Annotated in this window: 26 protein-coding genes; 10 read left to right on the top strand and 16 right to left on the bottom strand. The window is 72.6% G+C overall.

All coding sequences use genetic code 11. The annotated features are described in order from the left end of the window. Positions 1 to 7: 7 nt before the first annotated feature. Positions 8 to 418 carry a CU044_2847 family protein gene (locus tag ACZ3ZD_RS28780; protein ID WP_467403267.1) on the bottom strand — a complete coding sequence of 137 codons (411 nt, stop codon included), beginning with the start codon at positions 416 to 418 and terminating at the stop codon, positions 8 to 10. An 81-nt stretch (positions 419 to 499) separates the two neighbouring features. Beyond that, a complete protein-coding gene (locus ACZ3ZD_RS28775) occupies positions 500 to 679 on the bottom strand; it encodes a DUF6104 family protein (protein ID WP_003992906.1) in 180 nt (59 codons plus the stop codon). 368 nt (positions 680 to 1,047) lie between these two features. On the opposite strand from ACZ3ZD_RS28775, the gene ACZ3ZD_RS28770 reads away from it, so the two are divergent. Together ACZ3ZD_RS28770 and ACZ3ZD_RS28765 are read left to right on the top strand one after the other, a co-directional pair. After that, positions 1,048 to 2,058 carry a DUF4097 family beta strand repeat-containing protein gene (locus ACZ3ZD_RS28770; RefSeq protein WP_467403265.1) on the top strand — a complete coding sequence of 337 codons (1,011 nt, stop codon included), beginning with the start codon at positions 1,048 to 1,050 and terminating at the stop codon, positions 2,056 to 2,058. A gap of 1 nt (position 2,059) precedes the next feature. Continuing rightward, on the top strand, positions 2,060 to 3,091 hold the full coding sequence (locus ACZ3ZD_RS28765) for a PadR family transcriptional regulator (RefSeq protein WP_467403262.1): 1,032 nt from the start codon (positions 2,060 to 2,062) through the stop codon (positions 3,089 to 3,091). A 623-nt stretch (positions 3,092 to 3,714) separates the two neighbouring features. Here the strand turns inward: ACZ3ZD_RS28765 and ACZ3ZD_RS28760 are convergent. The 4 genes from ACZ3ZD_RS28760 to ACZ3ZD_RS28745 all read right to left on the bottom strand — a co-directional run bounded on the left by ACZ3ZD_RS28760 (position 3,715) and on the right by ACZ3ZD_RS28745 (position 7,090). Next, entirely contained in the window at positions 3,715 to 4,278 is a 564-nt protein-coding gene (locus tag ACZ3ZD_RS28760; RefSeq protein ID WP_467403259.1) for a Clp protease N-terminal domain-containing protein, read from the bottom strand. Next, positions 4,278 to 4,487: a helix-turn-helix domain-containing protein gene (locus ACZ3ZD_RS28755; protein ID WP_014674937.1), complete on the bottom strand. Its 210-nt coding sequence runs from the start codon at positions 4,485 to 4,487 to the stop codon at positions 4,278 to 4,280. The genes ACZ3ZD_RS28760 and ACZ3ZD_RS28755 overlap by 1 nt, the downstream gene beginning before the upstream one ends. Before the next feature lie 122 nt (positions 4,488 to 4,609). Continuing rightward, positions 4,610 to 5,575 (bottom strand): zinc-binding dehydrogenase, encoded by a 966-nt coding sequence (locus ACZ3ZD_RS28750; RefSeq protein WP_467403255.1) that lies wholly within the window; start codon positions 5,573 to 5,575, stop codon positions 4,610 to 4,612. Between the two features lie 291 nt (positions 5,576 to 5,866). Continuing rightward, a complete protein-coding gene (locus tag ACZ3ZD_RS28745) occupies positions 5,867 to 7,090 on the bottom strand; it encodes an NAD(P)-dependent malic enzyme (protein WP_467403252.1) in 1,224 nt (407 codons plus the stop codon). Positions 7,091 to 7,654: 564 nt separating this feature from the next. Between ACZ3ZD_RS28745 and ACZ3ZD_RS28740 the strand changes: the two genes are divergently transcribed. From ACZ3ZD_RS28740 to ACZ3ZD_RS28730, 3 genes are read left to right on the top strand one after another with little or no spacing between them, the layout of a single operon-like run. Then, positions 7,655 to 8,611 carry an ABC transporter substrate-binding protein gene (locus ACZ3ZD_RS28740; protein ID WP_467403249.1) on the top strand — a complete coding sequence of 319 codons (957 nt, stop codon included), beginning with the start codon at positions 7,655 to 7,657 and terminating at the stop codon, positions 8,609 to 8,611. A gap of 46 nt (positions 8,612 to 8,657) precedes the next feature. After that, positions 8,658 to 9,596: an amino acid ABC transporter permease gene (locus ACZ3ZD_RS28735; protein ID WP_467403246.1), complete on the top strand. Its 939-nt coding sequence runs from the start codon at positions 8,658 to 8,660 to the stop codon at positions 9,594 to 9,596. Further along, positions 9,593 to 10,399, top strand: coding sequence for an amino acid ABC transporter ATP-binding protein (locus tag ACZ3ZD_RS28730; protein ID WP_467403243.1), 807 nt, complete (start codon positions 9,593 to 9,595; stop codon positions 10,397 to 10,399). Before ACZ3ZD_RS28735 ends, ACZ3ZD_RS28730 begins: the two co-directional genes overlap by 4 nt. Positions 10,400 to 10,501: 102 nt before the next feature. Here ACZ3ZD_RS28730 and ACZ3ZD_RS28725 read toward each other — a convergent pair whose 3' ends face one another. Continuing rightward, the gene (locus tag ACZ3ZD_RS28725) at positions 10,502 to 11,260 is read right to left on the bottom strand and encodes a class I SAM-dependent methyltransferase (protein ID WP_467403240.1); all 759 of its coding nucleotides are present in this window, start codon (positions 11,258 to 11,260) and stop codon (positions 10,502 to 10,504) included. Positions 11,261 to 11,360: 100 nt separating this feature from the next. Here ACZ3ZD_RS28725 and ACZ3ZD_RS28720 point away from each other — a divergent pair, with 100 nt between their 5' ends. Next, complete coding sequence (locus tag ACZ3ZD_RS28720) at positions 11,361 to 11,990, top strand: CGNR zinc finger domain-containing protein (protein WP_467403236.1); 630 nt, start codon at positions 11,361 to 11,363, stop codon at positions 11,988 to 11,990. On the opposite strand, the gene sodX is transcribed toward ACZ3ZD_RS28720, so the two are convergent. Then, positions 11,894 to 12,328 carry a nickel-type superoxide dismutase maturation protease gene (sodX, locus tag ACZ3ZD_RS28715; RefSeq protein ID WP_467403734.1) on the bottom strand — a complete coding sequence of 145 codons (435 nt, stop codon included), beginning with the start codon at positions 12,326 to 12,328 and terminating at the stop codon, positions 11,894 to 11,896. The two genes, ACZ3ZD_RS28720 and sodX, sit on opposite strands and share 97 nt — an antisense overlap. A 145-nt stretch (positions 12,329 to 12,473) precedes the next feature. Here sodX and sodN point away from each other — a divergent pair, with 145 nt between their 5' ends. Continuing rightward, on the top strand, positions 12,474 to 12,869 hold the full coding sequence (sodN, locus tag ACZ3ZD_RS28710; protein WP_467403233.1) for a superoxide dismutase, Ni: 396 nt from the start codon (positions 12,474 to 12,476) through the stop codon (positions 12,867 to 12,869). A gap of 114 nt (positions 12,870 to 12,983) precedes the next feature. Here sodN and ACZ3ZD_RS28705 read toward each other — a convergent pair whose 3' ends face one another. The 5 genes from ACZ3ZD_RS28705 to ACZ3ZD_RS28685 all read right to left on the bottom strand — a co-directional run bounded on the left by ACZ3ZD_RS28705 (position 12,984) and on the right by ACZ3ZD_RS28685 (position 20,711). Next, complete coding sequence (locus tag ACZ3ZD_RS28705; RefSeq protein WP_467403230.1) at positions 12,984 to 13,517, bottom strand: SMI1/KNR4 family protein; 534 nt, start codon at positions 13,515 to 13,517, stop codon at positions 12,984 to 12,986. A gap of 244 nt (positions 13,518 to 13,761) precedes the next feature. Further along, positions 13,762 to 14,649, bottom strand: coding sequence for an oxidoreductase (locus ACZ3ZD_RS28700; RefSeq protein ID WP_467403227.1), 888 nt, complete (start codon positions 14,647 to 14,649; stop codon positions 13,762 to 13,764). After that, positions 14,636 to 15,535, bottom strand: coding sequence for a helix-turn-helix transcriptional regulator (locus tag ACZ3ZD_RS28695; protein WP_467403224.1), 900 nt, complete (start codon positions 15,533 to 15,535; stop codon positions 14,636 to 14,638). The genes ACZ3ZD_RS28700 and ACZ3ZD_RS28695 overlap by 14 nt, the downstream gene beginning before the upstream one ends. Before the next feature lie 284 nt (positions 15,536 to 15,819). Then, positions 15,820 to 20,406 carry a trypsin-like peptidase domain-containing protein gene (locus tag ACZ3ZD_RS28690; protein WP_467403221.1) on the bottom strand — a complete coding sequence of 1,529 codons (4,587 nt, stop codon included), beginning with the start codon at positions 20,404 to 20,406 and terminating at the stop codon, positions 15,820 to 15,822. Continuing rightward, positions 20,403 to 20,711, bottom strand: coding sequence for a trypco2 family protein (locus tag ACZ3ZD_RS28685; RefSeq protein WP_467403218.1), 309 nt, complete (start codon positions 20,709 to 20,711; stop codon positions 20,403 to 20,405). Before ACZ3ZD_RS28685 ends, ACZ3ZD_RS28690 begins: the two co-directional genes overlap by 4 nt. A gap of 110 nt (positions 20,712 to 20,821) precedes the next feature. Between ACZ3ZD_RS28685 and ACZ3ZD_RS28680 the strand changes: the two genes are divergently transcribed. The 3 genes from ACZ3ZD_RS28680 to ACZ3ZD_RS28670 all read left to right on the top strand — a co-directional run bounded on the left by ACZ3ZD_RS28680 (position 20,822) and on the right by ACZ3ZD_RS28670 (position 22,640). After that, complete coding sequence (locus ACZ3ZD_RS28680; RefSeq protein ID WP_467403216.1) at positions 20,822 to 21,223, top strand: helix-turn-helix transcriptional regulator; 402 nt, start codon at positions 20,822 to 20,824, stop codon at positions 21,221 to 21,223. Positions 21,224 to 21,400: 177 nt separating this feature from the next. After that, positions 21,401 to 21,817 carry a VOC family protein gene (locus tag ACZ3ZD_RS28675; RefSeq protein WP_467403212.1) on the top strand — a complete coding sequence of 139 codons (417 nt, stop codon included), beginning with the start codon at positions 21,401 to 21,403 and terminating at the stop codon, positions 21,815 to 21,817. Positions 21,818 to 21,881: 64 nt separating this feature from the next. After that, entirely contained in the window at positions 21,882 to 22,640 is a 759-nt protein-coding gene (locus tag ACZ3ZD_RS28670) for a VOC family protein (RefSeq protein ID WP_467403210.1), read from the top strand. A gap of 27 nt (positions 22,641 to 22,667) precedes the next feature. Here the strand turns inward: ACZ3ZD_RS28670 and ACZ3ZD_RS28665 are convergent, their stop codons facing one another. The 3 genes from ACZ3ZD_RS28665 to ACZ3ZD_RS28655 form a co-directional block, all read right to left on the bottom strand. After that, complete coding sequence (locus ACZ3ZD_RS28665; protein WP_467403207.1) at positions 22,668 to 23,000, bottom strand: DUF952 domain-containing protein; 333 nt, start codon at positions 22,998 to 23,000, stop codon at positions 22,668 to 22,670. 52 nt (positions 23,001 to 23,052) lie between these two features. Then, on the bottom strand, positions 23,053 to 23,262 hold the full coding sequence (locus ACZ3ZD_RS28660; RefSeq protein WP_467403205.1) for a hypothetical protein: 210 nt from the start codon (positions 23,260 to 23,262) through the stop codon (positions 23,053 to 23,055). Between the two features lie 196 nt (positions 23,263 to 23,458). Continuing rightward, positions 23,459 to 24,589: a family 2 encapsulin nanocompartment cargo protein polyprenyl transferase gene (locus tag ACZ3ZD_RS28655; protein ID WP_467403202.1), complete on the bottom strand. Its 1,131-nt coding sequence runs from the start codon at positions 24,587 to 24,589 to the stop codon at positions 23,459 to 23,461. Between the last annotated feature and the right edge of the window lie 113 nt (positions 24,590 to 24,702).

The raw sequence follows: 24,702 nt of genomic DNA, 5'->3' as shown, positions 1-24,702 counted from the left end.
AAGGCGCTCATACGGCGCCGGGAGCCGAGGACTGCGACGGTACGAACCCGCCGCCCGGCGCCGCGGGATCCGCGCCGCCCGCCGCCGTGGCGGGCTCGGTCCAGGTCAGGGAGACGGTGAGCGAGGACTTGCCGCCTCCCTCGGCGATGGCGCTCACGATCTTGCCGGACTGCGCCGTCAGTTCGATGCCGAAGCTGACCGAGACCTCGACGGGGGCCGGTGTGTCCAGACCGGCGCGCAGGGAGCGCACGACGCCCCCGACCGTGCCGGCCAGTCCTCCCGCCATGTCGATGACCCGGTCGCCGAGCCCGGTGTCCCGGTAACCGCCGCCGTCCAGCGCCTCTTCGTCGGCGGCGGCGATCCTGGCCCAGACGACGGTCCCGTCGTCCAGGCGTATGCGTTCGACTCCTCCGGCCATGACGCCCCCGTTCGTCGATGGGAGGAGAAGGCTAACTCCCGGGAAGGGAGAGGGGGAGGGGAAGGGGAGATCCGCCCGCCGTCACTCGTCGTCCTCGTCGTCGAGCCGCGCGAGCCAGGTGGCCAGCCGCTCCACGGGCACCTCGAAGTCCGGGTTCAGGTCCACGAACGTCCGCAGCTGCTCCGCGAGCCACTCGAAGGTGACCTCTTCCTCGCCACGCCGCTTCTCCAACTCCTCGATACCGCGGTCGGTGAAGTACATAGGGCCACGTCTCCTGAGCGAACATCCAGCAACCGACAACGAACACCACCAGCGTAAGCGCCCTGCGCGAGGGGGAGGGGATCAGCCGGGCCTCGCCCGGCGAAGCCACCACATCCTGGCGAAGCCACCTCGCCCGGCGAACCCGCCTCGCCCGGCGAACCACCTCACCTGGCGAAGCCGTTGTGCCCGGCGGAGCCGCCACGTTCCGGCCACCGCCCCCGCGCACACTCCGGCCGCGCCGGCGCACCGGGAGCAGCGCCCGTGCGGCCACCCGGAAGAGTCCCTTGACTTCACCGAACCGCGATATATCGTGTTCACAGGAGGACGCGATATGGCGCGTCGCAACCGTGCCCGGCCAAGGAGGCCCCATGTCGGAGTGGTCCGTCACAGAACCCCGGAAGCTGACCTTCGACACCCCCGTACGCGACCTGGCGGTCCGCGTCGTCAACGGCACGGTGAACGTGGTGGGCACGGACGACCCCACCCCCCGCCTGGAGGTCTCGGAGATCGAAGGCCCACCCCTGGTGGTCACACAGACCGGCTCCACCCTCACCGTGGCCTACGAGGACCTGCCCTGGAGGGGCTTCCTCAAGTGGCTCGACCGCAAGGGCTGGCGCCGCAGCGTCGTCGTCTCCCTCGCCGTGCCCGCCGACACCCGCGTGGAGGTCGGCGTGGTCGGCGCCGCCGCGGTCGTCTCCGGCATCCGCGGCCCCGCCGTGATCAAGGGCGTCACCGGCGACACCACCCTGGTCGGTGTCTCCGGCCCGGTCCGCGCGGACACCGTCTCGGGCAACCTGGAGGCCCAGGCGGTCACCGGCGACCTCCGCTTCCACTCGGTCTCGGGCGACCTGACCGTGGTCGACGGCTCCGGCGCCTCCGTGCGGGCGGACTCCGTCAGCGGCTCCATGATCGTCGACCTGGATCCGGACGGCCCCACGGACATCCACCTGACCAGCGTCTCGGGCGAGATCGCGATCCGCCTGCCGCACCCGGCGGACGCCGAGGTGGAGGCGAACACCGCGAGCGGCACGATTTCCAACGCCTTCGACGGACTGCGGGTGCACGGCCAGTGGGGCGCCCACAAGATCACCGGCCGCCTCGGCGCGGGCACCGGCAAGCTGCGCGCCATCACGGCCTCCGGCTCGATCGCGCTCCTGCGCCGCCCGCCCCGGGACGACGAGGAGAGCACCTCCTGGAAGACCCGGCCCCCGGCGCACGGCGCCTCCGACGCACCCCACCCGGCCGATCGCTCCCCGGCGACCCCGGGAGACAATTCCGTCTCCGGCCAGGACGCCACCGCGACCGCCACCGAAGCCCCCGGCACCCCCGGTACCCCTGGCGCCCCGGCCGACGGCACGACCGACAAGAAGGTGCTCTGACATGCCTCCCGTCTTCGCCCACGGCCGCCTCCGCCTGTACCTGCTCAAGCTGCTCGACGAGGCCCCGCGCCACGGCTACGAGGTGATCAGGCTCCTGGAGGAACGCTTCCAGGGCCTCTACGCCCCCTCGGCGGGCACGGTCTACCCCCGCCTGGCCAAGCTGGAGGCAGAAGGCCTGGTCCGGCACACCACCGAGGGCGGCCGCAAGGTCTACGCGATCACGGACGCCGGCCGTGCCGAACTGGCCGCCCGGAGCGGTGAACTGGCCGACCTGGAGCTGGAGATCCGCGAGTCGGTGGCGGAGCTGGCCGCCGAGATGAGGGCCGACGTGCGCGGCGCGGCGGGCGACCTGCGCCGGGAGGTGCGCGCCGCCGCCTCGGAGGCCCGCCGGGGTGCGAAGACGTTTGGGGGTGAGCAGGTCTACGGGGAGTGGGGCGAGCCGGGCGACAAGGAGGCCTGGAAGGCCGCCAAGGAGGAGATGCGCCGGGCCAAGCAGGAGTGGAAGGAGCAGGCACGGCGCGCCAAGGACGAGAGCCGCCGGGCCCGCGAGGAGGCCGAGCGGGCCCGCCGCCAGGCCCAGGAGGCGCAGGCGCGGGCGCGGGCCCAGGCGCAGGAGGAGGTCCAGCGCATCGCGCGCCGGGTCCAGACCCGCGTCCAGGACCACTTCACGCGCGGCGACTGGCCGACGGGCGTCCGCGAGGGCCTGACGGAACTGGCCAAGGAGTTCGGCGACTTCGGCAAGGACGTCGGCAGGGACTGGGGCTTCTCCCGCACCGCCGAGCCCACGCCCGCTGAGGAGCCGCACTACACCGCCCCGCCGGAGGAGTTCCCCGCGGAGTACGAACCCTCCTGGGCGCACGAGGACCTCACCGGCGACCCGGCCCGTGACCTGGAGCGCCTACTGGACCGCTTCCGCGACGACATCCGCGACACGGCCCGCGACCACGGGGTCACCCCCACCCAACTCCACGAAACCCGCCACCACCTCGCCACGGCGGCGGCCCACATCGCAGCGATCCTCCACACCCACTGACCCCCGCTCCCCAGTGAACCGAGCCGCGCGCTCGGCCTCGGGTGGCCAGACGGGCACGACCCCGGGGGCCCAGGGCAGAGCCCCGGGCCCCGGCCGACCGAGCCCTGCACTCCGGCCAACCGAACCGCACCTGCCCTCCAGCCAACCGGGCCCGTTCATCCCGGCCGACCGCCCCGGTCCACCCTCCAGGCAACCGAGTCGGGTGGCCCGGCGGGCGAGGCCCTCGGAACCCCCGGACCCCAGCCAACCGAGCCCGCTCACCCCGGCCGACCACCCCCGTCCACCCTCCAGGCAACCGAGCCGGGGGCGGCCTGGCGAGACACCGGGGCCCGGGGCGGAGCCCCGGGGGCCACCTCCAGCCGACCGAGCCCCCTCACTCCGGCCAACCGCCACACCCCCGCCAACCCAGTCGGGCAGCTGGGCGGGCGAGGCCCTCGGAGCCCCCGGACCCCAGCCAACCGGGCCCGCTCACCCCGGCCAACCGCCGCACCCCGGCCAACCCAGTCGGGCAGCCGGGCGGGCAAGGCCGTCGGAGCCCCCGGACCCCAGCCAACCGGGCCCCCTCACCCCGGCCAACCGGGCCCCCTCGCCCCGGCCAGCCGAACCCCGCCCCCAACCCCCGCTCAGCCCGCAGCCGCACGCGCCCCCGGGCATACCCTCGACACCTCTGCGAAGGTCACCCCGCTGTCGGCCAGGGCCTCCCCCGCTACCCCCGGCACCACGGTGAGCGCCAGCAGCAGGTGCTCGTCCCCGATGAACCGTTCGTGCCGGGCGACGGCAACCCGCAACGCCCGCTCCAAGACCCCCTTCGCCCCCCGGCCGAAGCCGGGCCGCCGCCGCGACCCCGCACGACCCCGGCCACCGGACATCGCCCCGACGCCGTGCACCTCCTCCACCCGCGTCACGATCTCCGTCACGTCGATCCCCAGCCCCGCCAGCGCATCCGCCTCGGCCCGGGTCAGCCCGGCCCGCCGCCGCGCCTCGCGCAGGGCCCGCCGTACCGCCTCGCGCTCGTGTGGCCGGGCGAGCCCGAGGGCGGACAGGGCGTAGGACCCCCGGCTGCCCTCCCGGTCGAGAAGCGCCAGCAGCAGGTGCTCGGCGTCCACCGACCCCGTCCCGCCCTCCTCCGCGTAGGCGTACGCCCCCTCGACCACCGCCCGGGCATCCTTCGTGAACCGCTCGAACATCAATGCCTCCCGTACTTCTTGTGCACGGCCTGCCTGCTGACACCCAGCTCCGCGGCGATCTCCTGCCACGACCAGCCCTGGTTGCGCGCGCTGCGCACCTGTACCGCCTCCAGCTGCTCCAGCAGCCGGCGCAGCGCGGCCACGGCGCGCAGCCCTACCCGGGGATCCCGGTCACCGGCGCGCTCGGCGAGATCTGTTGCCTCACTCATACTGTCAATCTAGGTTGACACACTGACGGCTGTCAACCCATGTTGACAGGCAGGCCAAGCGAGAGGCGGGCCCGGCACCCGGACCCGCCTCTCACCCACTTACGCCCAACGCCCGGCGAACCTCAGGAGTTGGTCAGCACGATCTTCCCGAACTGCTCCCCCGACGCAAGCCGCTCGAAGCCCTCGCGGGCCCGGTCCAGCGACAGCTCGTCGTCGATGACGGGCCGTACCCCCGTCGCCGCGCAGAACGCGAGCAGATCCTCCAGCTCGTCCTTGGTGCCCATGGTGGAGCCGACCACCTTCAGCTCCAGGAAGAAGATCCGGGTCAGCTCGGCGTGCGAGGGCCGGTCCCCGCTGGTCGCCCCGGAGATGACGAGCGTGCCCCCGGGCCGCAGGGACTTCACCGAGTGGGACCAGGTCGCGGCGCCCACGGTCTCGATGACGGCGTCGACCCGCTGCGGCAACCGCGCCCCCGGCTCCACGGCCTCCACCGCACCCAGCTCCAGCGCCCGCTTCCGCTTGGCCTCGTCCCGGCTGGTGGCGAAGACCCGCAGCCCGGCCGCCTTGCCGAGGACGATCGCGGCCGTGGCGACACCGCCGCCCGCGCCCTGCACGAGGACCGAGTCCCCGGGTCGTACCCCGGCGTTGGTGAACAGCATCCGGTACGCCGTCAGCCAGGCGGTCGGCAGACAGGCGGCCTCGGCGAAGGACAGCTCCCTGGGCTTGGGCAGGATGTTCCAGGTCGGTACGGCGACCTGTTCCGCGAAGGTGCCCTGGTAGCGCTCGGTGAGGATGGAGCGCGGCTCGTCGGGGCCGACGCCGTGGCCGGTCTGGCCGATGACGGAGTGCAGGACGACCTCGTTGCCGTCCACGTCGACACCGGCGGCGTCGCAGCCGAGGATCATCGGCAGCCGGTCCTCCTGGAGGCCGACGCCCCGCAGGGACCAGAGGTCGTGGTGGTTGAGGGAAGCGGCCCGCACAGTGATGGTGCTCCAGCCGGGACGGGCCTCGGGAGCCGGACGCTCCCCCAACTCGAGGCCGCTGAGCGGCTGGTCGCGGTCGATTCGGGCGGCGTAGACAGCGAACATGCTGCCGACGATAAGTGCGCGGTGCGGCCGGCGGAACCAGCGGCCCCTGTGACACATGCCCTCTTGCGCGACGACACCCTTGCGGCGCAGCGGCACGCCGGCGCCCCCCGGCACCCCCCGGCACCGCCCGGCACCGCCCGGCACCGCCCGGCACCGCCCGGCACCGCCGGAAACGAACGGCCTCCGCCGGGAAACGGAGAGCCCCGCCGGACAAAGCCCTGGGAACGGAGAACCCCGCCGGACGGCGAACGGCCCCGCCCTCCCGGGCGGGGCCGTTAGCCGCACCGCACGTCAGCGGCGCGCGACGCCCTCGGCCCGAGCCGCGGCGGCGACCGCGGCGGTGACCGCGGGAGCGACCCGCTCGTCGAACGGCGAGGGGATCACGTAGTCGGCGGCGAGGTCGTCACCGACCACCGAGGCCAGCGCCTCGGCCGCCGCGATCTTCATGCCCTCCGTGATCCGCGTGGCCCGCACCTGGAGCGCGCCCGCGAAGATGCCGGGGAAGGCCAGCACGTTGTTGATCTGGTTCGGGAAGTCCGAGCGCCCGGTGGCCACGACCGCCGCGTACTTGTGCGCGACGTCGGGGTGCACCTCGGGGTTCGGGTTGGCCATCGCGAACACGAAGGCGCCCTCGGCCATGGAGGCCACGGCCGCCTCGGCGACCGTACCGCCGGAGACGCCGATGAAGACGTCCGCGCCCGCGAGGGCGTCCTCCAGCGAGCCGGTGACGCCGGCCTTGTTGGTGAACCCGGCCAGCTCGCGCTTGACCGGCGTGAGGTCCTCCCGGTCGGCCGACACGACACCCTTGCGGTCCGCGACGGCCACGTCCCCGATGCCGGCCTCGACCAGCATCCTGGCGATGGCGACACCGGCCGCGCCGGCGCCCGAGATGACGGCCCGCAGCTGCCCGATCTCGCGCCCGCTCAGCCGCGCCGCGTTCCTGAGCGCCGCGAGCGTCACGACGGCCGTACCGTGCTGGTCGTCGTGGAAGACCGGGATGTCCAGCCGCTCCTGGAGCCGGCGCTCGATCTCGAAGCACCGGGGCGCCGAGATGTCCTCCAGGTTCACTCCGCCGAAGGAGGGAGCGAGCCGGACGACGGTCTCGATGATCTCGTCCACGTCGGTGCAGTCGAGCGCGATCGGCACCGCGTCGACGCCGCCGAACTGCTTGAACAGGATGGCCTTGCCCTCCATCACGGGGAGGGAGGCCTGGGGACCGATGTCCCCGAGTCCGAGCACGGCCGTGCCGTCGGTGACGACGGCGACCACGTTGGACTTCCATGTGTAGTCGTTGACCAGCTCCGGCTGCTGGGCGATCGCGGTGCACACGCGAGCGACGCCGGGCGTGTACGCGAGGGAAAGGTCGTCCTTGTCACGGACCGGCACGGTGGCCTGCACGGCCATCTTGCCGCCGCGGTGCAGCGCGAACGCCGGATCGAAGGAATCGAGGGGCTCGGCCCCGCCGTCCTGGTCCGTACCGCTGTCGCTGCGAGGATTGACGATCTCCGCTGCCACTTTGTTTTACCCCTTAGCTATGCATGGTTTGAGGGTCGACCACTCCTGGTGAGGGGTGGGCGGGCACCGCGCAGGGCTCGATTGCGGATACGTACGAGCGCCTACGCGACGGGCGCGCCGCACACGCGCCCTGAGCCCCGGATGAGGGGTGTAAAGAACCTTCTTACCGGACGGACGGTACCCGCGACGAGTCCATTAGGTTCAAGGTCACATTCGGATACGGACAGGTGAACCGCCGATGGCGCGCGGTCGGCGGGCCGGAAGGGCGCGAATGCGCCCAAGGCGGCCGAAGAGGCACTACGAAGAGTGACCACATCCTGAGACACGCTGAAGATTTTCCGGCCGGAGTGCTGGATTCCCGCAGATCCTCGGCGGTGGCGCACCGGGGATGTACCGACCTGATGTGGTTCGGGGGTCACCCGTTATCCGATTTTGACATAGTGACGACCCTGAATGGCGTAGTCCGAATGGCAAGATGCCGTAAACCCACGAGGTCGCGACACCCGAAGGTGTGTGTTTCCGTCGACCCATCGGCAACTCTTCCCATCCGCCGGAGGAACCACGATGACCGCAAGCTCCACCCGTCGTACGACCGCAGCGCGCTCCCCTCTGGCCGCGGCCGGTGCGATCGCGGTCGCAGGGGCCCTGCTGCTCACCGGCTGCGGTGACCAGACGAAGGACAAGAACCAGAACTCCGGCAGCGCCACCAGCAGCGCACCGCTCGCCGACAAGCTCCCGCAGGAGATCCGGAGCAAGGGCACGATCAGGGTCGGCTCGGACATCGCCTACGCCCCGGTCGAGTACAAGGACGCCTCCGGCAAGGTCGCCGGCCTCGACCCCGACCTGGCGGCGGCCATGGGCAAGCAGCTCGGCGTGACGTTCGACTTCCAGAACGGCACCTTCGACGGCCTGCTCACCGGCCTGCGCTCGGACCGCTACGACATCGCGATGTCGGCGATGACGGACAACAAGAACCGTCAGGAGGGCGTCGACCCGGACACCGGCAAGAAGGTCGGCGAGGGCGTCGACTTCGTCGACTACCTGACCGCAGGTGTCTCGATCTACACCCGCAAGGGCGACACCAGGGGCATCACCACCTGGGACGACCTGTGCGGCAAGAAGCTCGCCGTCCAGCGTGGCACCACCTCCGAGGACCTGGCCAAGCAGCAGGCCAAGAAGTGTCCGGCCGGCAAGAAGATCACCATCGAGCCCTTCGACGACAACGAGCAGGCCCAGACCCGGCTGCGCTCGGGCGGCGCGGACGCCGTGTCCGCCGACTTCCCGGTCGCCGCGTACGCGGTGAAGACCTCCGGCGGCGGCAAGGACTTCGAGACGGTCGGCGAGCAGGTCGAGGCGGCCCCGTACGGCATCGCGGTCTCCAAGACGCAGACGCGGCTGCGCGACGCGCTCAAGGCCGCGATGGACGCGATCATCAAGAACGGCGAGTACCAGAAGATCCTCGAGAAGTGGGGCGCTCAGGACGGCGCCGTCAAGCAGTCCGTGATCAACGGCGGCAAGTGATCCGCGACAGCCGAACGGCCAGTGAGAGGCAGTAGAGGCAATACCCGTGACTGACATCGACAAGACGGCGGGGCCCGAGGACGCGCCCCGAGCGGGAGCGGAGGCCATCAAGGCCATCCCGGTCCGGCACTACGGACGGTACGTCTCCGCCGTCATCGCGATCGCGCTCCTCGTCGCGATCATCTACGCGTTCGGCCAGGGCAAGATCAACTGGCACGCGGTACCGGAATACTTCTTCGACAACCGGATCATGACCGGCGTCGGCAAGACCCTCCTGCTGACGGTGCTGTCGATGGTCATCGGCATCGTCGGGGGCATCGTCCTGGCGGTGATGCGGCTGTCGAAGAACCCGGTGACCTCGTCCATCGCCTGGTTCTACATCTGGTTCTTCCGCGGCACCCCGGTCCTGGTCCAGCTGTTCCTCTGGTTCAACCTGGGCCTGGTCTTCGAGTACATCAACCTGATGCCGTTCTACAAGGACTACTGGTCGAACTTCATGACGCCGTTGCTGACGGCGCTGCTCGGCCTGGGTCTGAACGAGGCGGCATACATGGCCGAGATCTGCCGCGCGGGCCTGCTCGCGGTGGACGAGGGCCAGACCGAGGCGGCGCACGCGCTCGGCATGAGCCACGCCAAGACGCTGCGCCGGGTGGTCATCCCGCAGGCGATGCGCGTGATCGTGCCGCCGACGGGCAACGAAGTGATCAACATGCTGAAGACGACCTCGCTCGTGGCGGCCGTCCAGTATCCAGAACTCTTCCGTTACGCCCAGGACATCGGCCAGAACTCCGGGGCCCCGGTGGAGATGTACTTCCTCGCCGCGGCCTGGTACCTGATCATGACCTCGGTGCTGAGCGTGGGCCAGTACTACATCGAGCGGTACTACGCCCGTGGTTCCAGCCGTCAGCTGCCCGCCACCCCGTGGCAGAAGGTGAAGGCGAACATGCTGTCGCTGGGCCGCCCGAAGGGAGCCGTGGGCGTATGACCGAGAAGCTGAGCAAGACGCAGGACACCCCGGCGAAGGACACTGTCCCGATGGTCAGGGCGGAGGGCGTCCACAAGTCCTTCGGCCACGTCGAGGTGCTCAAGGGCATCGACCTGGAGGTGAAGCCGGGCGAGGTGTTCTGCCTCATCGGCCCCTCCGGCTCCGGCAAGTCGACCTTCCTGCGGTGCATCAACCACCTGGAGAAGATCAACGCCGGGCGGCTGTACGTCGACGGCGAGCTGGTCGGCTACCGCCAGCAGGGCGAGAAGCTGTACGAGCTGCGCGACCGCGAGGTCGCCATGAAGCGCCGGGACATCGGCATGGTCTTCCAGCGCTTCAACCTGTTCCCGCACATGACGGCCGTGGAGAACGTCATGGAGGCGCCGGTGCAGGTCAAGGGCGCGAGCCGGGCGGAGGCGCGGGAGCGGGCCATGCAGCTGCTGGAGCGCGTGGGCCTGGCCGACCGGGCCGGGCACTACCCCTCCCAGCTCTCCGGTGGCCAGCAGCAGCGCGTGGCGATCGCCCGGGCGCTGGCGATGGAGCCGAAGCTGATGCTGTTCGACGAGCCGACCTCGGCCCTGGACCCGGAGCTGGTCGGTGACGTCCTGGACGTCATGCGGGACCTCGCCGAGTCCGGTATGACCATGGTCGTCGTCACGCACGAGATGGGCTTCGCCCGCGAGGTGGGCGACAGCCTGGTGTTCATGGACGGCGGTGTGGTGGTGGAATCCGGCCACCCGCGGGACGTCCTGACGAACCCGCAGCACGAGCGGACGCAGTCCTTCCTGTCGAAGGTCCTCTGACGCCGCACAGGACGATCCGACGCTGCGCGTTCGGCGAAGGGCGGTACGGCTCCCCGTACCGCCCTTCGCCGTGCCACGCGCCGTCCGGCCGCTCCCGCTCCCCTACTTGAGGGCGAGCAGCAGGGTGTCGGAGGGCGAGCACCATACCGGCCGGGCCTCGGCGAACCCCTTCTCGCGCAGCACGCGCGCGTGCCAGGAGGCCGGCGGGGTGTCCCCGTCCGCGTGTTCGCCGTAGATCTCGAAGCGGCGGGCGGTCGGCTCGGCGAGGACCGGGTCCTGGGCGGCCAGCTGCCACCACTGGGACCAGTCCAGGGCGCCGCCCCCCTTGGCCTGATCCATGCGGGCGTGGCGCTGGGCGCGCTCGGCCGCGTTGATCCGGGGCGTGGTGTCATCGATCATGTGGTCCGCGTTCATGAAGACACCGCCGTCGCGGACCAGCCCCGCGACCCGATCGTAGAGGGCCGCGAGGGGTTCGCTGTGCAGCCAGTGGAGGGCCGTGGCGGTCAGGACGGCGTCGTAGGAGTCGTACGGCAGTGTCGCCGGCCAGTCGGGGTCCTTGAGGTCGGCGGTGACGAGGGTGACGCGGTCGTCGCCCGCGAAGGTGCCCTCCGCGATGGCGAGCAGCGCCGGGTCGAGGTCGACGCCGGTGCTGGTCGCCTCGGGGAAGCGGCGCAGCACCCGGGCGGTGATGGTGCCGGTGCCGCAGGCGAGGTCGAGCACGCGCGGGGCGGTGCCGACGAGCGCCTCGACCATGTCGAGCATGATCCGGAACCGTTCCTCGCGGTCCGGCATGTACCACTCCTGCTGCCGGTCCCAGCTCTCCTGCCACGCTGCCCAGTCGGTTCCGGCGGTGGTGGTCATGAGACACCGACTCCCCTCGGTTCGCGTAATACCCTTAAGGCACGACCGGCTGTTACCCGACCGCAGACACGACGATAATGCGCCTCCGTAAGGACTACAAGTGGAACTGGCCTATTACTCGGATTACGCCGTCCGTCTCGTGAACAGCGAGGAACCGGCTCGGGGCAGGGACACCCTGACTACGGTCGAGGCCGTCCGCGACCTCTTCGGCGAGAACGCGTCGGCGGCCCGCCGCGCCACCGACAACGACGTCACCCGGTTCCGCTCGGTCCGGGCCCGGCTGCGCGGGGTCTTCGAGGCCGCCGACCAGGGCGACGAGACCCTCGCCGTGGATCTGCTCAACTCGCTCCTGCTGGAGTTCCCGGTCAGCCCGCAGATCTCCGGGCACGACCACCGCGACGAGGACGGCCGCCCGCTGTGGCACATGCACCTGGCCGACCACCCGTCCAACGCCACCGCCGGATACGCGGCGATCGCCGCCATGGGCCTGGCCTTCCACCTCACCGAGTACGGCGTGGACCGCCTGGGCCTGTGCCAGGCACCCCCGTGCCGCAACGCCTACCTGGACACCTCCACCAACCGTTCCCGGCGCTACTGCTCGGACCGCTGCGCGACCCGCGCCAACGTGGCCGCCTACCGGGCCCGCAAGCGCCTGGAAGCCGACCGGCCCGGCAGCAGCGGCCTCGCCGCCGAGAGCGCCCAGCGCAGCAGCGCGAGCGGCGAACGCTGACCCGCCGCGACCGGCCGCAGCCGCAGCCACGCCGTCCCGAGGATCAGCTCCTCGGGCACCACCCCGTAGTCCGTGCTGTCCCCGCCGGCGTACGGGTTGTCCCCGAGCACCCACCAGCCGCCCTCACGCCGCTCCACGGCCCGCTTGACCACCAGCAGGTCCTGCTGGAACGGATGACGCAGGACCACGACGTCCCCGGGCCCGACCGCACCCCCGTACCGCACCAGCAACCGGTCCCCGTGGTGCAGCGTGGGCACCATCGACGGGCCGGTCACCTCGGCCAGTCCGAAGGGCGCCATCGCCCGCCCCCGCTCGGTCTCCTGCGACAGCTCCGGCATCCCCGGCACCTCCCCGGTCCGTTCCTCCACCAGTCTCAGTCTCACCCTGGACTTTTGTCCTAAGCCCTAGGGGGCACCCGAGAAATCGCCTTCCGCAGGGAGTAATGTCGCACCTGAGAAGACGATCACGAGGAAGGAATGCTCCATGCTTTCCCGCCTGTTTGCCCCCAAGGTGAAGGTCAGCGCCCACTGCGACCTGCCCTGCGGCGTGTACGACCCGGCCCAGGCCCGCATCGAGGCGGAGTCGGTGAAGGCCGTCCAGGAGAAGATGGCCGCGAACGACGACCCTCACTTCCAGACGCGCGCCACCCTCATCAAGGAGCAGCGCGCGGAGCTGGCCAAGCACCACGTCTCCGTGCTCTGGAGCGACTACTTCAAGCCCCCGCACTTCGAGAAGTACCCCGAGCTGCACCAGCTGGTCAACGACACCCTGAAGGCCCTCTCGGCCGCCAAGGCGTCCACCGACCCGGCGACGGGCCAGAAGGCGCTGGACTACATCGCCCAGATCGACAAGATCTTCTGGGAGACCAAGAAGGCCTGACGTTTCCCGCCCGGGTGGAGGCGGACGGGCGTGCGCGGCTTGGCCGTCCCGTTCTCCTCCGCCCGGGAGCGGCCGCTCAGCCGAACCGGCGGACGCACGCGGCCGCGGTCCGGCTCAGCGGCAGAGGTTCATGATGATGTCGTCGAAGTCGGGGAACTCCTGTGCGGCCTGGGCGATGATAGACCTTGCCGGGGCGCGGCGCTCCGGGGCGCATTGTTCCGCGATGGCCGCCAGGCCGCGATGGGCCTGGGGGGCCCAGTCCGGCTCGGGCTCGTGTGAGGTGGCCGCTTCCCAGGGGCCGAAGCCGCCGGCCAGCAGCCACAGGAAGGCGCCCAGGTCGCGAGCGACGACGCCGGTCTCTCCTTCGGAGCCGAGGAAGACCACGGGCTGCTCTTCCAGTTCCCGGCCTGGACGGACCAGCCAGAACGCCGCTTTCCCGCCGGTGCCGTCCTGGCCGAACACGCGGAAGCCGTCGCCGTTCAGCTCGCTGTTGTGCGTCCATGCGCGGAACCACTCGGTGGTCTCGTCGGCGGTCAGGAACGACTCGTAAGGTTCGAACGAGACATGGTCCTCGCCGATGCTTTCGAGCCGGACCGCCATGGCGGCGGCAAGCGCGGCGGGAAACTGTCGATCTCCGTTCATGGACATGCGAACAGAGTAGTGATCAGTTGATGACCTCGGCGCGGTCCTCCGGGCGCCGGTCCCCGCCCGTGACCGCCACGGCGGGCCGCCAGGTCCGGCTCGCGCTCCACGAAGTGCCTCTGGAAGCCGGCCCGTTGGTCGGTGTCGTGTCCTGCCGTGCCGTGTCATGGAGGGCGTCGCCCCTGTTCCCGGGCGGGCGATGCTGATCTCCGCCAGGGCAGCGGACCGCGTGCGAGCGGCGGTCGCGCCGTCAGCCCGCGGGCTGGTCCGGGGGGAAGTCGGCGCTCAGGGTCACCTCTCGCCAGCCGTCGAAGGTGGTCCTGAGTGCGTCCAGCTTGGCGGTGGCGATGTCGTACGCGGCCTTGCCCAGCAGCAGACGCGTCGGAGGCTGTTTCGCCGTGACGGCGTCGATGACGGCCCGGGCCGCGCGTGCCGGGTCGCCGGGCTGGTGGCCGTAGCTGGCCAGGGTGCCGGCGCGGCGGGCGCCCGCGGTGGCGGCGTAGTCGTCGATGACGGTGGCGGACTGGCGCATGGAGGGCCCGGACCAGTTGGTGCGGAACGCGGCGGGTTCGACGATCGTCACGTTGATGCCCAGGGGGGCGACCTCGGCGGCGAGTGACTCGGAGAGGCCTTCCACGGCGAACTTGGTGGCGTGGTAGTAGCCGGTGGCGCCGAAGCCGGCCAGGCCGCCGAGCGAGGAGATGTTCACGATGTGGCCGGCGCGACGGGCGCGCATGCCCGGCAGGACGGCCTTGGTGGTGTCGACCAGGCCGAAGACGTTGGTGTCGAACAAGGCGCGCACCTCGTCGTCCTCGCCTTCCTCGACGGCGGCGAGGTAGCCGTAGCCGGCGTTGTTGACCAGTACGTCGATCCGCCCGAAGGCGGCCTGGGCCTGGGCGACCGCCTTCGTGATCTGCTCGGGGTCGGTGACGTCCAGCGCCACGGCGATGGCCCGGTCGTCGTGTCCGGCGACCACGTCGGCGACCTTGCCGGCGTCCCGGGCGGTGACCACCGCCCGCCATCCGCGTTCCAGCACGGCTCGGGCCAGCGCCCGGCCCAGGCCGGAGGAGCAGCCGGTGATGAACCACACGGGGGTGTCAGGGGTGCCAGGGGTCTCGGGGGCGTCAGGAGAGGTCATGCGGGGTGTGTCCTTCGTCTTGAACGTCTGGGAAAGCGTCCTGGACGTCTTGGAAGCCGTCCTGGACGTCTTGGAAGTCGGTGAGGGCGATGCTGCCCAGCAGGGCCAGCGACTGTGCGGCGGCACTGCCGGGTTCGGCTCGGTAGACGACCAGGTGCTGGCCGGGTGCGCTGTTGACGGAGAAGGTCTCGAACCCCAGGGTCAGCTCGCCGACCAGCGGGTGGTGGAAGCGCTTCGTCGAGGCCGTCTTGGCGCGTACCTCGTGGCGCGCCCACATGTGTGCGAAGTCGGGGCTGCGCACGGACAGTTCGCCCACGAGTTCCTGCAGCCGCCGGTCGTCCGGATCGGGGTTGGCGGCCCGCAGCGCGGCCACGCACCCCTGCGCCACTACCGTCCAGTCGCGGTAGAAGTCCCGGGCGGCGGGCTCCATGAACATGGCCGTGATGAGACTGGTCTCGCCGCCGAGCCAGGAGAACAGCGCCTCGCCCAGCTCGTTGACGGCCAGCAGGTCGAGGTACCGGCCGTAGACCAGAGCCGGTGTGTCCGCCCAGGCGTCCAGCAGGGACACCAGTTGCGGGCCCGCGTACTCCCGGGCGGGCCCGGGGCGCCCCGGGTGCGGCGGATCGACCAGCGCGCGCAGGTAGGCGGCTTCCTCGTCCTTCAGCAGCAGGGCGGCCGCCAGGGCCCGCAGGACCTGGGGCGAGGGACGGTGCTCGCGCCCCTGTTCCAACCGCACGTAGTAGTCGGTGCTCACCCCGGCGAGGACCGCGACCTCCTCTCGCCGCAGGCCGGGAGTACGGCGCACCCCCGAGGGCATCCCGTGGTCCTCGGGGCGCACCAGCGCCCGCCGGGCCCGCAGGAACTCACTCAGCCGTTTCGTGTGCATGCCGACCAACGTAAGGGCGGCCACCGCGAGAAGGGTGGCCCTGCCACACCCACCCGGGCCGACAAGACCGCCCGGGGCCGGAGCCCGAGCGCAACCCGCCCGCCCACTCGAGCCGCCCCCCGATTCCTTGAACTGCCCGCCCCACAACCGCGTACCACTGGCTGTTGCCCGGCGCGCGGCCGGGATACGGAGGAAGGGGACGGTTCAGGTGACCTTGGTCCGGGTGGTCGACAGGGCGAGTGGCTTAGCCGGCCCCGCCGGCCGCCGCTCCCGCTGAACCCCGGTTACCCCCGCGGTGGCAGCAGGCGCCGGAGGCGCGGGACGCGCTCGTCGGCCGGGTCGGCGGAGGCTAACCAGAGGTGCGCGGACGCCGCGTACGCCTGTGTCTGGTCGGGCGTCAGGCCGGGACGGTTCAGGGCCGTCAGCAGGACGTCTCCGGCGTTGCGGTGCGTGGGATGGGTGCCGAGCCAGTCCAGGGCGAGGTCGGTCGTCGGGCGGCCGGGTCGGCCGTCGTTCGAGTCGGCGTCGGGGCGTGCGAGCAGCAGTTCCAGGAGGCGGGCGGCGAAGACGAAACCGGCCCCGTCCGCCAGCCAGGCCCGCGCCCGGGAGACGGCCCGCTCGGACCGGCCGGGATCGAGGTCGGTCCGTTCCAGCAGGGCGCACAACAGGTAACACCGCCGGTCCGGACTGGAGTTGGCGTCGAGCCACTCCGCCGCGCGGTCCGCCAGCCGTTCGGCCTGGTCGGGACGGATGTCCTGCCGCCGCAGGACGGCCAGCAGCAGGGCATACCCCGCGTCCTCGCCCCGGGCGAGGACGTGGTCGGCGATGGCGGCTCCGCACTCGGGGGGCAACGGGCCCAGCCGGGAGAGCCGCAGCAGGCGGCGCTGGTCGAGTTCCTCGGGGCGACCCTTCACCCGGCGCAGGGCGACTTCCGCCGCCAGGCCGCGCTGGTCGGCGTCGAGTCCGGGCTGGGCGAGCAGGGGCCATACGACGAACCTGGCCTCCCGGGTGACGTGGTGAGCCTTCAGCCAGCGCGTGGCGTGACGGACGAGGCACTTCGCCCGTTCCGGGTCCGGAACTCCGCGGGCGAGCAGCGGGCCGAGGACGTGCGCGGCGTGGACGGCGCTGCCGTGGTCACCAGCCAGCCACGCCAGGGCGAAGTCGGTGACCCGCTCGTCCTCGGTGTTCCTCATGCGCTGCAGGAGGGCGCCGAGGACGAACCGCGCCGTGTCGTCGGTGTGCCGAGGTCCGAGCCAGTCCAGGGCGATGCCGATGCCCTTCCTGGTCTGCTCCGCAGTGATGTCCCGCTTGCCGAGCAGGGCCTTGAGCACGAACGACACGGCTTCGGGCTTGTCGGCTTCGGGCTTGTCGTCGTGCGCCGCGCGGGACGGGGTCCCGGGCGCCGTGCCGGACGGAGTGTCGGGGCCCATGTCGGACGGGGTGTCGGGCCCCGTGCCGGACGCGGAGTCAGGCACCCTGCCGGACGCGGAGTCACGCCCCGCACCCGTCGCGGCACCGCCCCCCACGGCATGCTGATCCAACCACTCCAGCGCATGTCCCGCCGCGTCCTCCGCCCGCTCCCCCCGGAGCACGTGATGGCCGAGCAGGCGGCGCAGAACGTAGGAGGCGTCCGGGGTGGTGCGGTGGTCCTCCAGCCAGTCGAGGGCGAACGCGCAGGCGAGCCGTGCATGCTGGTGCGGCTCCTCGCTGGGCAGGCCGAGCACCCCCGTCAGCACGGAACAGGCCTCCACGCTCCCCCCGTGGACCCCGAGCCAGGCGAGGGCCCATTCGTTGACGTACTCGGCCGTCTCCGGCGGGAGCGAGAGCTGGTCGAGCAGCGGCCGGAGGACATAGCCGGCCTCCTCGGTCGTACCGTTGTCGTCCTCGTCGAGCCACGCGAGGGCCCGGTCCACCGCCGCGGTGGCCCGGTCGGGGTGTTGGTCCTGCTCCCGGCCGCACAGCGTGAGCAGCGGGCCGAGTACGAAGGACGCGTCGTGCAGGGTGCCGTTGGCCGTGAGCCACTGCTGGGCGCTGTCGACCGCCCGGGCGGCGGCGGTGGGCGTCAGGTCCGGGTGAGCGAGCACGTTGCGCAGCACGTAGCTGGCGACCGGCTCCGCTCCCTGGGCCTCGGCCCAGGCCAGCGCCGCGTCGATGCTGCGCGTGCGCCACGGCGCGGCCATCTCCGTCCGGAGGAGCAGGGACCGCAGGACGTACGACGCCCTCGGCTGTGCCGGGTGGACGGCGAGCCACTGGTGGGCCAGGCGGACGGCACGGTTCAGCCGGTCGCCTTTCAGGTCCGGCAGGTTGAGGAGCGTCCGCAGCACGTACGCCGTGGCCGGCGCGGGGAGGTGCCGGCGGATGCCGAGCATGCCCAGGTCCAGAACCCGGCCCCGTACCTTCGCGGTGAGGTCCTCCCGGTCGAGCAGTGCCGCGAAGACGGGCCGGTTGCGGGGCGAGACGCTCTGGGTGGCGAGCCACTCGACCGCCTCGGCCACGCCGTCGGTGCGCCAGGCGTCGGGCAGGCCGTCCGCCCTGGCCAGGGCCTCGGCGACGGTACGGGCCTCGGGCGCGTCGCGGTTCTGCCGTAGCCAGGCCACGGCCGCGGCGGCCAGCGGCTCGGGAACGGCGTCGGCCGTGTTGCGGATCGCGGCGGCGAACAGGTTGCGGACGAGGTCCGGCGCCTCGGTCTCGGTGACACGCAGCCACGGCGCCACCAGCCGGTCCCAGGCGGCGACGGCGCCGGTCTGCCACGGTGGGCCGGTCAGCAGGGTCAGCAGGATGGCGCCGGCCTCGGCCCGTCCCGTGCCGGTGACCAGCCGCTCGCCGAGGGATTCGGCGTGCGCGTCGAGCCAGCGGTCGCAGATGGTGCGGACCTGGGTCCGCCGATCCTCTTCGAGGTCGGTCACCCAGCGGCGGACATGGCCCGCGGCCAGGTGCAGGGTGCGCGTGCCGACGAGGAAGGCGGAGAGCAGCTCCTTGAGCGTCTCGGCCCGGAACCAGTCGTCCCGGAAGCAGGCCTGGCGCAGGTACTCGTCGCCGAAGAAGTCGTGCATGACGTCGATCTCGCCGGTCTCGGCGTCGGACTCGACCAGCCATCCCCGGTGCAGCAGGCCGTCGATCACTCCTACGGCGCCCGTTGCGGGGGCGGGCCCGTCGTGGTGGTCCAGGAGGTATTGGACGGCCTCCTCGACGGCCCGCCGGTCCTGCGGGCAGGCCGCCGCCACCACGGCCGAGGCAAGCCGCGTCGTCTCGGCCTCGCCGGGGAAGGTGGCGAGGTCCGCCTCCGAGCGCTGCCGTGTCCACACCGCCAGCGGGGTGTCCTCGTTGCGCCCGGCACCGTGGCGGAGCTGTTGCAGCGTCACGCCCTCGCGCGCGGCCGCCTCGACCTTCTGGCCCTCCATCAGCACCACGGCCGGGACGTGCCGCCGCACGCACAGCGCCCTGACGTTCGCCTCGCCGAACCGGGACATCGCCCCGCGGGCGACGCTGTCCAGGATGCGGTCGGCGACGGCCCGCCGGTGGTCCTCGTCCTGGCAGACCTCCACCGGCGGGGAGAAGACGCGGCGCACGCCCGGATTCTGCCGTTCGAGGGCGGGGAGGGCACCCGGTCGTACGGAGGCCACGCACGCGACGCGCGTGTCCGGCGCCTCCCACGCCTGGAGCTCCTCCAGGTCGTTGGCGAGCTGTGCCAGGTTCAGCTGCGCATAGGTGTCGAGGTAGTCGAAGACGAGCAGCACGCGGCCGCCGGGCACCGCGCGCACCGCGTCGACGATGTCCTCGGCCGTCACCGCCGCGCCCACGGTGACGTGCAGGATGTGCCAGCCCGCCCGTTCGGCCTCGGCCGCCACCTCGAAGCAGGTGCGGGTCTTGCCCGTGCCCGCCTGGCCGACGAGCACGATGCCGCGCACGGCCTGCGGGGAACCTCCCGACAGCCGGCCCCACAGCTGTGAGGGGTCGGCCTGGTGCCGCCCGTCGCGTGGCCGTACGAAGGGCAGCTGATCGTCCGTCAGGTACTTCTTGCCGTGGACACTGCGGGCGACCACCTGGCCGTGGGTGCGGATGCCCCGCGGGAGCCGCCCGGGTCCGGCGGCCTGCGGCACCACGTCCGGCAGGTCGGCGGGTCGCAGTCGCTGTCGCAGCAGGGACTCCAGGCGGCGGAGCCGGGCCGGCGCGTCCTCCCCGCCGCCGTGGCCGTTCTCCTCCCGGGTGAGCAGGTCGGCCCACCGGCCGACGTGCCCGGCGTCCAGCCGGCCCGGCCCTTCCCAAGAGTGGTGCCTGCCGATGACGCCGACGATCCGGCCACCGCTGAACACCGCGGCCCCCGACATGCCCTCCCAGGGCGACCGCCCGGGGCCGAGGTCGGCCGGAGGGGTGGGGACGGTCAGCTCCAGGGTGCCGCCCCGGCTGTTGGACAGGGGCGCGCAGACGGCGTCGTGCAGGTGCGCGGCGTCGCGGTACCTGCCGGCCGGGTCGTCGCGGATCTTGTACAGCGGGTAGCCGACCGCGCTGCACGGCAGCGCCCGGTCGTGCTCGCCGACCCGGCCCAGCGGTGTGGGGACCACCTCGATCCGCGCGCGGTCAGGCGCCAGCAGGGTGAGAACGGCGACGTCTATGCCGTCGTCCCGCCAGGTCACGCCGACCGCGAACTCGCGTCCTTCAGGCCGGTCGGACGGCAGCCACACCCGCAGTCGGGCCGCGTCGCGGACGACGTGCGCCGCGGTGAGGACCGTCGCCGCCGCGACGAGGTAGCCCGATCCGCGGGACGGCCCGGTCCGCTTCTCACCCTGCTGCCCGTCCTCCGGCGGTTCCACGATGATCTGGGCGACCCGTTCCCTCTGGAGCCCGGCGCCGCCCGCCGAGCCGCCCGTCAACGCTCACCGGGGAGCGCGCCGCCGGAGATCAGTGCCGTGGTGGGAACACCGTCGTCCGCTACGACCTTGGGCTGCAGGGTGAGCGTGATCTTCTGCGTCCGGGAGCCGGCGAGCCTGGCCTCGGTCTCCGCCGTCACGACCCAGAAGCGCACCTTGCCGCCCACCCCCGCCTCCCGCTCCACGGCGACGGTCGTCTCGATCTCCACCGGCCCGAGCTCGAACCGGACGGGATCGCCCTCGCCGTCCCGGAGCGCGGTGTTCAACTCGTGCCGCAGCGTGCGGATCATGTCGGACAGGTCGATCACGAGTCCCCCTAGACAGTCGTGAACCCCCGCCGGCCCGTGACGGCCGGCCCCTTCGAGGATACTGAGCTTTCCCCGGTCTCCGGACGGAAACCCTGTGCGAAGCTGGCCGGGTGAGCACCCTGGAGGATCTGAGGCGGTTGCGGCGGGTGCGGGACCGTATGGACCGTGAGTACGCCGAGCCGCTCGACATGACCGAGCTGGCCCGGGACGCCCTGATGTCCCCGGGGCACTTCCAGCGCAGCTTCCGCAAGGCGTTCGGGGAGACGCCGTACGGTTATCTGATGACCCGGCGCATCGAGCGGGCCAAGGTGCTGCTGCGCCGGGGCGACCTGAGCGTGACCGAGGTGTGCCTCGCCGTCGGCTGTACCTCCCTCGGTTCCTTCAGTTCCCGCTTCACCGAGCTGGTCGGCGAGACACCGAGCGCCTACCGCGCCCGGGACCACGAGGAGAGCGCGGCGATCCCGCCCTGTGTGGCCCGCCGGCTGACCCGGCCGCGGCGGCGCCCGTACTGAGGCGCGGCCCGTACCGAGGCGCGGGCCCCGTACCGAGGCCTCGGTCCGTACTGAGGCGCGGCCCGTACCGAGGCGCAAGCCCGTCCCAAGACCCGGGCCCCGTGCCGAGGCGCGGGCCCGTACCGAGGCGCGGCCCGTGCTGAGGCGCGGTGGCCCCGCCGGTCCTAGGGTGGGTTCATGGACGTGAAACTCGCGCAGTGCTTCCTCGCCGTGGACGATCACGACAAGGCCATCGCCTTCTACCGCGACGTGCTCGGCCTGGAGATCCGCAACGACGTCGGCTTCGAGGGGATGCGCTGGGTGACCCTGGGTTCCCCGCTCCAGCCGGACGTCGAGATCGTCCTGGAGCCGCCGGACGCGAGCCCGGACGCCTCCCCCGGGGACAAGCAGGCGCTCAACGAACTCCTCGCCAAGGGTCTGCTGCGCGGGGTCATCTTCACCACGCCGGACTGCGACGCGCTGTACGCGCGGGTACGGGAGTCCGGCGCCTCTGTCCTCCAGGAGCCGATGGACCAGCCGTACGGGGTCCGCGACTGCGCCTTCCGGGACCCGGCGGGCAACCAGCTCCGCTTCATCGAACGCCCCACCGGCTGAGATCCCGGCCGGACTCCCAAGAAACCCCTGGTTGAGCCCCCAGCAGCGCCCCTACACTCCCCGGATGACGATCCGCTGGACCTACGCCTTCGCCGACCGCCCCGCCGCTCGCCTCGCCGAGGCGTGCGCCTTCTGGACGGCCGTCACCGGTAGCCGGCTGTCGGCGTTCCGTGGTGACGACGGCGAGTTCGTGACGCTGCTGCCCGAGGGGACGGACCCGAGCGTGAAGCTCCAGGGCGTCACCGGGGGCGACGGCGGCGCCCACATCGACCTGTGCGCCGAGGACGTACGGGACGTGGTCGCGCTCGCCCGGGGGCTCGGCGCCGGCCTGGTGGCGGACCACGGCGACTGGGCCGTACTGCGCTCTCCCGCCGGGCAGTTGTTCTGTGCCGTGCCCTGGCACGGGGAGACGGTACGGCCGCCGGTGGTGTCCGGCAGCCGCCTGGACCAGGTGTGCCTCGACATCCCGCCGTCCCGGTACGACGCCGAGTCCGCGTTCTGGGCCGCACTGACCGGGTGGGAGCAACAGGCCGGCTCCCGGCCGGAGTTCACCGTGCTGCGACCGCCGGCGGGCTTCCCGGTACGGCTGCTGCTCCAGCGGCTGGACGAGGAGCGCCCGGCCTCCGCCCACCTCGACCTCGCCTGCGCGGACTTCGCGGCCGTCCGCGCCCGGCACGAGGAGCTGGGCGCCGTAGTCGTGCACGAGGGCGCCCACTGGACGGTGATGCGCGACCCGGCCGGCGGCACGTACTGCCTGACCGGCCGCGACCCGGAGACGGGCGGACTGCCGGCCGGCACCGCCCGCCGGACCCCCGTCGGATAGCCCCCGCGTCAGGGTCCTACGGTCGCCTCATCCCCAGGTCTCCACGTCCACCACGGCCTCGACCGGCACCGGCCCGTACACGTGCGGGAACTCCTCCCCGCCCGGCTCGGCCGGCTCGAACTTCACGGGCACGCCGACCAGGGCCGGGTCCACCACCAGGACGACCAACTCGTCCGGGCCGTCGTAACCGCCGTAGAGGAAGCCGGCGACGGTCGGGAGCTGGTCGCGGGTGGAGAAGTGGATGAAGCCCTCCTCTTGGAGGGTGCGGCCCCGGGTGGACACCTCGTAGGTGCCCCGCTCGCGCGCCGCCTCCCACAGGGAGCGCTCGGTGATGTGGAGGATGTACGGCAGTTTCGGCATGCGCCCACGCTACGGCGTCCCCCGGCCGTCTCCGTGACGGGACCGCCCGCTCTCAGCCGGCGCTGTTCCCGGAGCCGGCCGCCGACGGGTTCTCCCGGCCGGGGCCGGCGGGCCGGTCGGCCGCGTCGAACCGCGCGCAGTCGGCGTTGCGGCACGGACCGGGGCTCCAGACCGGCACCCAGGCGCCCAGCGTCTTGTGCCGCTTGACGACCGTCCCGACGGGCTGTCCGCAGACGGGACAGGCGTGTTCGTCGCTGTCCATGTCCTCAGCGTAGGCCGGGGGCCGCCTCGGCGCTCGCTGCCGTACGTGGCCCCGCACACGGTGGGAATGTGCGGGGCCGCCTGGCCGGAGCCCCCGGTGTCCGTGCGGGGTCAGGAGCCGCACGGACCGGGGACTCCGGGGCCTTACCGGCCGCCGGGTCGGACGGCCCTCAGCTGGTGCGCGGGGCCGGGCGGCCTCAGCTGGTGCGCCGGGTCACGAACTCGGCGAGCGCCAGCAGACCGCCCGCCGCCTCGGGCTCGGGGACCGCGCGGGCCAGCTCCTGCATGGCCCGGGCCATCCGGTCGGCCGCCTCGGCCTGCGCCCAGTCCCGGCCACCGGCCCGCTCCACCGCCAGCGCCGTACGCGCGATCTCCCCGTCCGCCGCCTTCTGCCCCGGGTACGGCTTCCCGTACAGCGCGGCGAGTTCGGCCGCCGCCGGGGTGCCGGTGGTCAGCGCCGCCACGACCGGCAGGGACTTCTTGCGGGCGGCGAGATCCGCGCCGGCCGGCTTGCCGGTGTGCCGCGGGTCTCCCCATATGCCGATGACGTCGTCGATCAGCTGGAAGGCGAGCCCGGCCTGGCGGCCGAAGCCGTCCAGCGCGGCCACCTCCTCCTCGCCCGCGCCCGCGTACAGCGCGCCGATCGCGCAGGCGCAGCCCAGCAGGGCGCCGGTCTTGGCCTCCGCCATGGCGAGCACCTCCTCCAGGGTGACCGCCTCCGGTGGGCGCCGCTCCAGGTCCGTGTCGGTGTGCTGGCCCTCGCACAACTCCACGACACAGGCCGCGAGCCGGGCCGCGGCCGGGGCGGCGGCCGGGTGCGGGTCCTCGGCGAGCAGCCGGAGGGCCAGCGCCTGGAGGGCGTCCCCGGCGAGGACCGCGTCGGGGACGCCGAACACGCTCCAGACCGTCGGCCGGTGCCGGCGGGTGGTGTCCCGGTCCATCACGTCGTCGTGCACCAGTGTGAAGTTGTGGACCAGTTCGACCGCGGTCGCCGCCCGCACGGCCGCGGTCCGGGCCGCCGGCCCGCCGAGCGCGTCGGCGGCCGCCAGCACCAGCGCCGGTCTGATCGCCTTGCCCGCGTTGTCCTCCGCCGGGCTGCCGTCGGCGTGCTGCCAGCCGAAGTGGTACAGCCCGACCCGGCGCATGGTGCCGGGCAGCGACTCCACGGCCGCGCGCAGCACCGGGTCGACCAGCGCCCGGGTGCGCACCAGCTGTGCCGTCGCCTCCTGCGGATCGAGCGGTCCGGCGGTCTCTCCGGCCCGCTCCCCCGGTTCCTCCGCCGTGCCGGGACGCGGCACGGCGGAGGAACGCTCCTCGGTCTCCGTCATGAACTCGGCCCTGCCTCCCCCTCGCCGGGTCCGCAAGGCCCGGTGCCGTCGGCCCCGCCGGACGCGGGCCCCGGGGGCCTGCCCGCGCCGGCGGCCGGGGACACGGCCGTGAC

The organism is Streptomyces sp. NPDC023481, assembly GCF_055560195.1.
The sequence above is the reverse complement of the archived record's forward strand: the minus strand, read 5'-3'. Positions and strand labels throughout refer to the sequence as shown.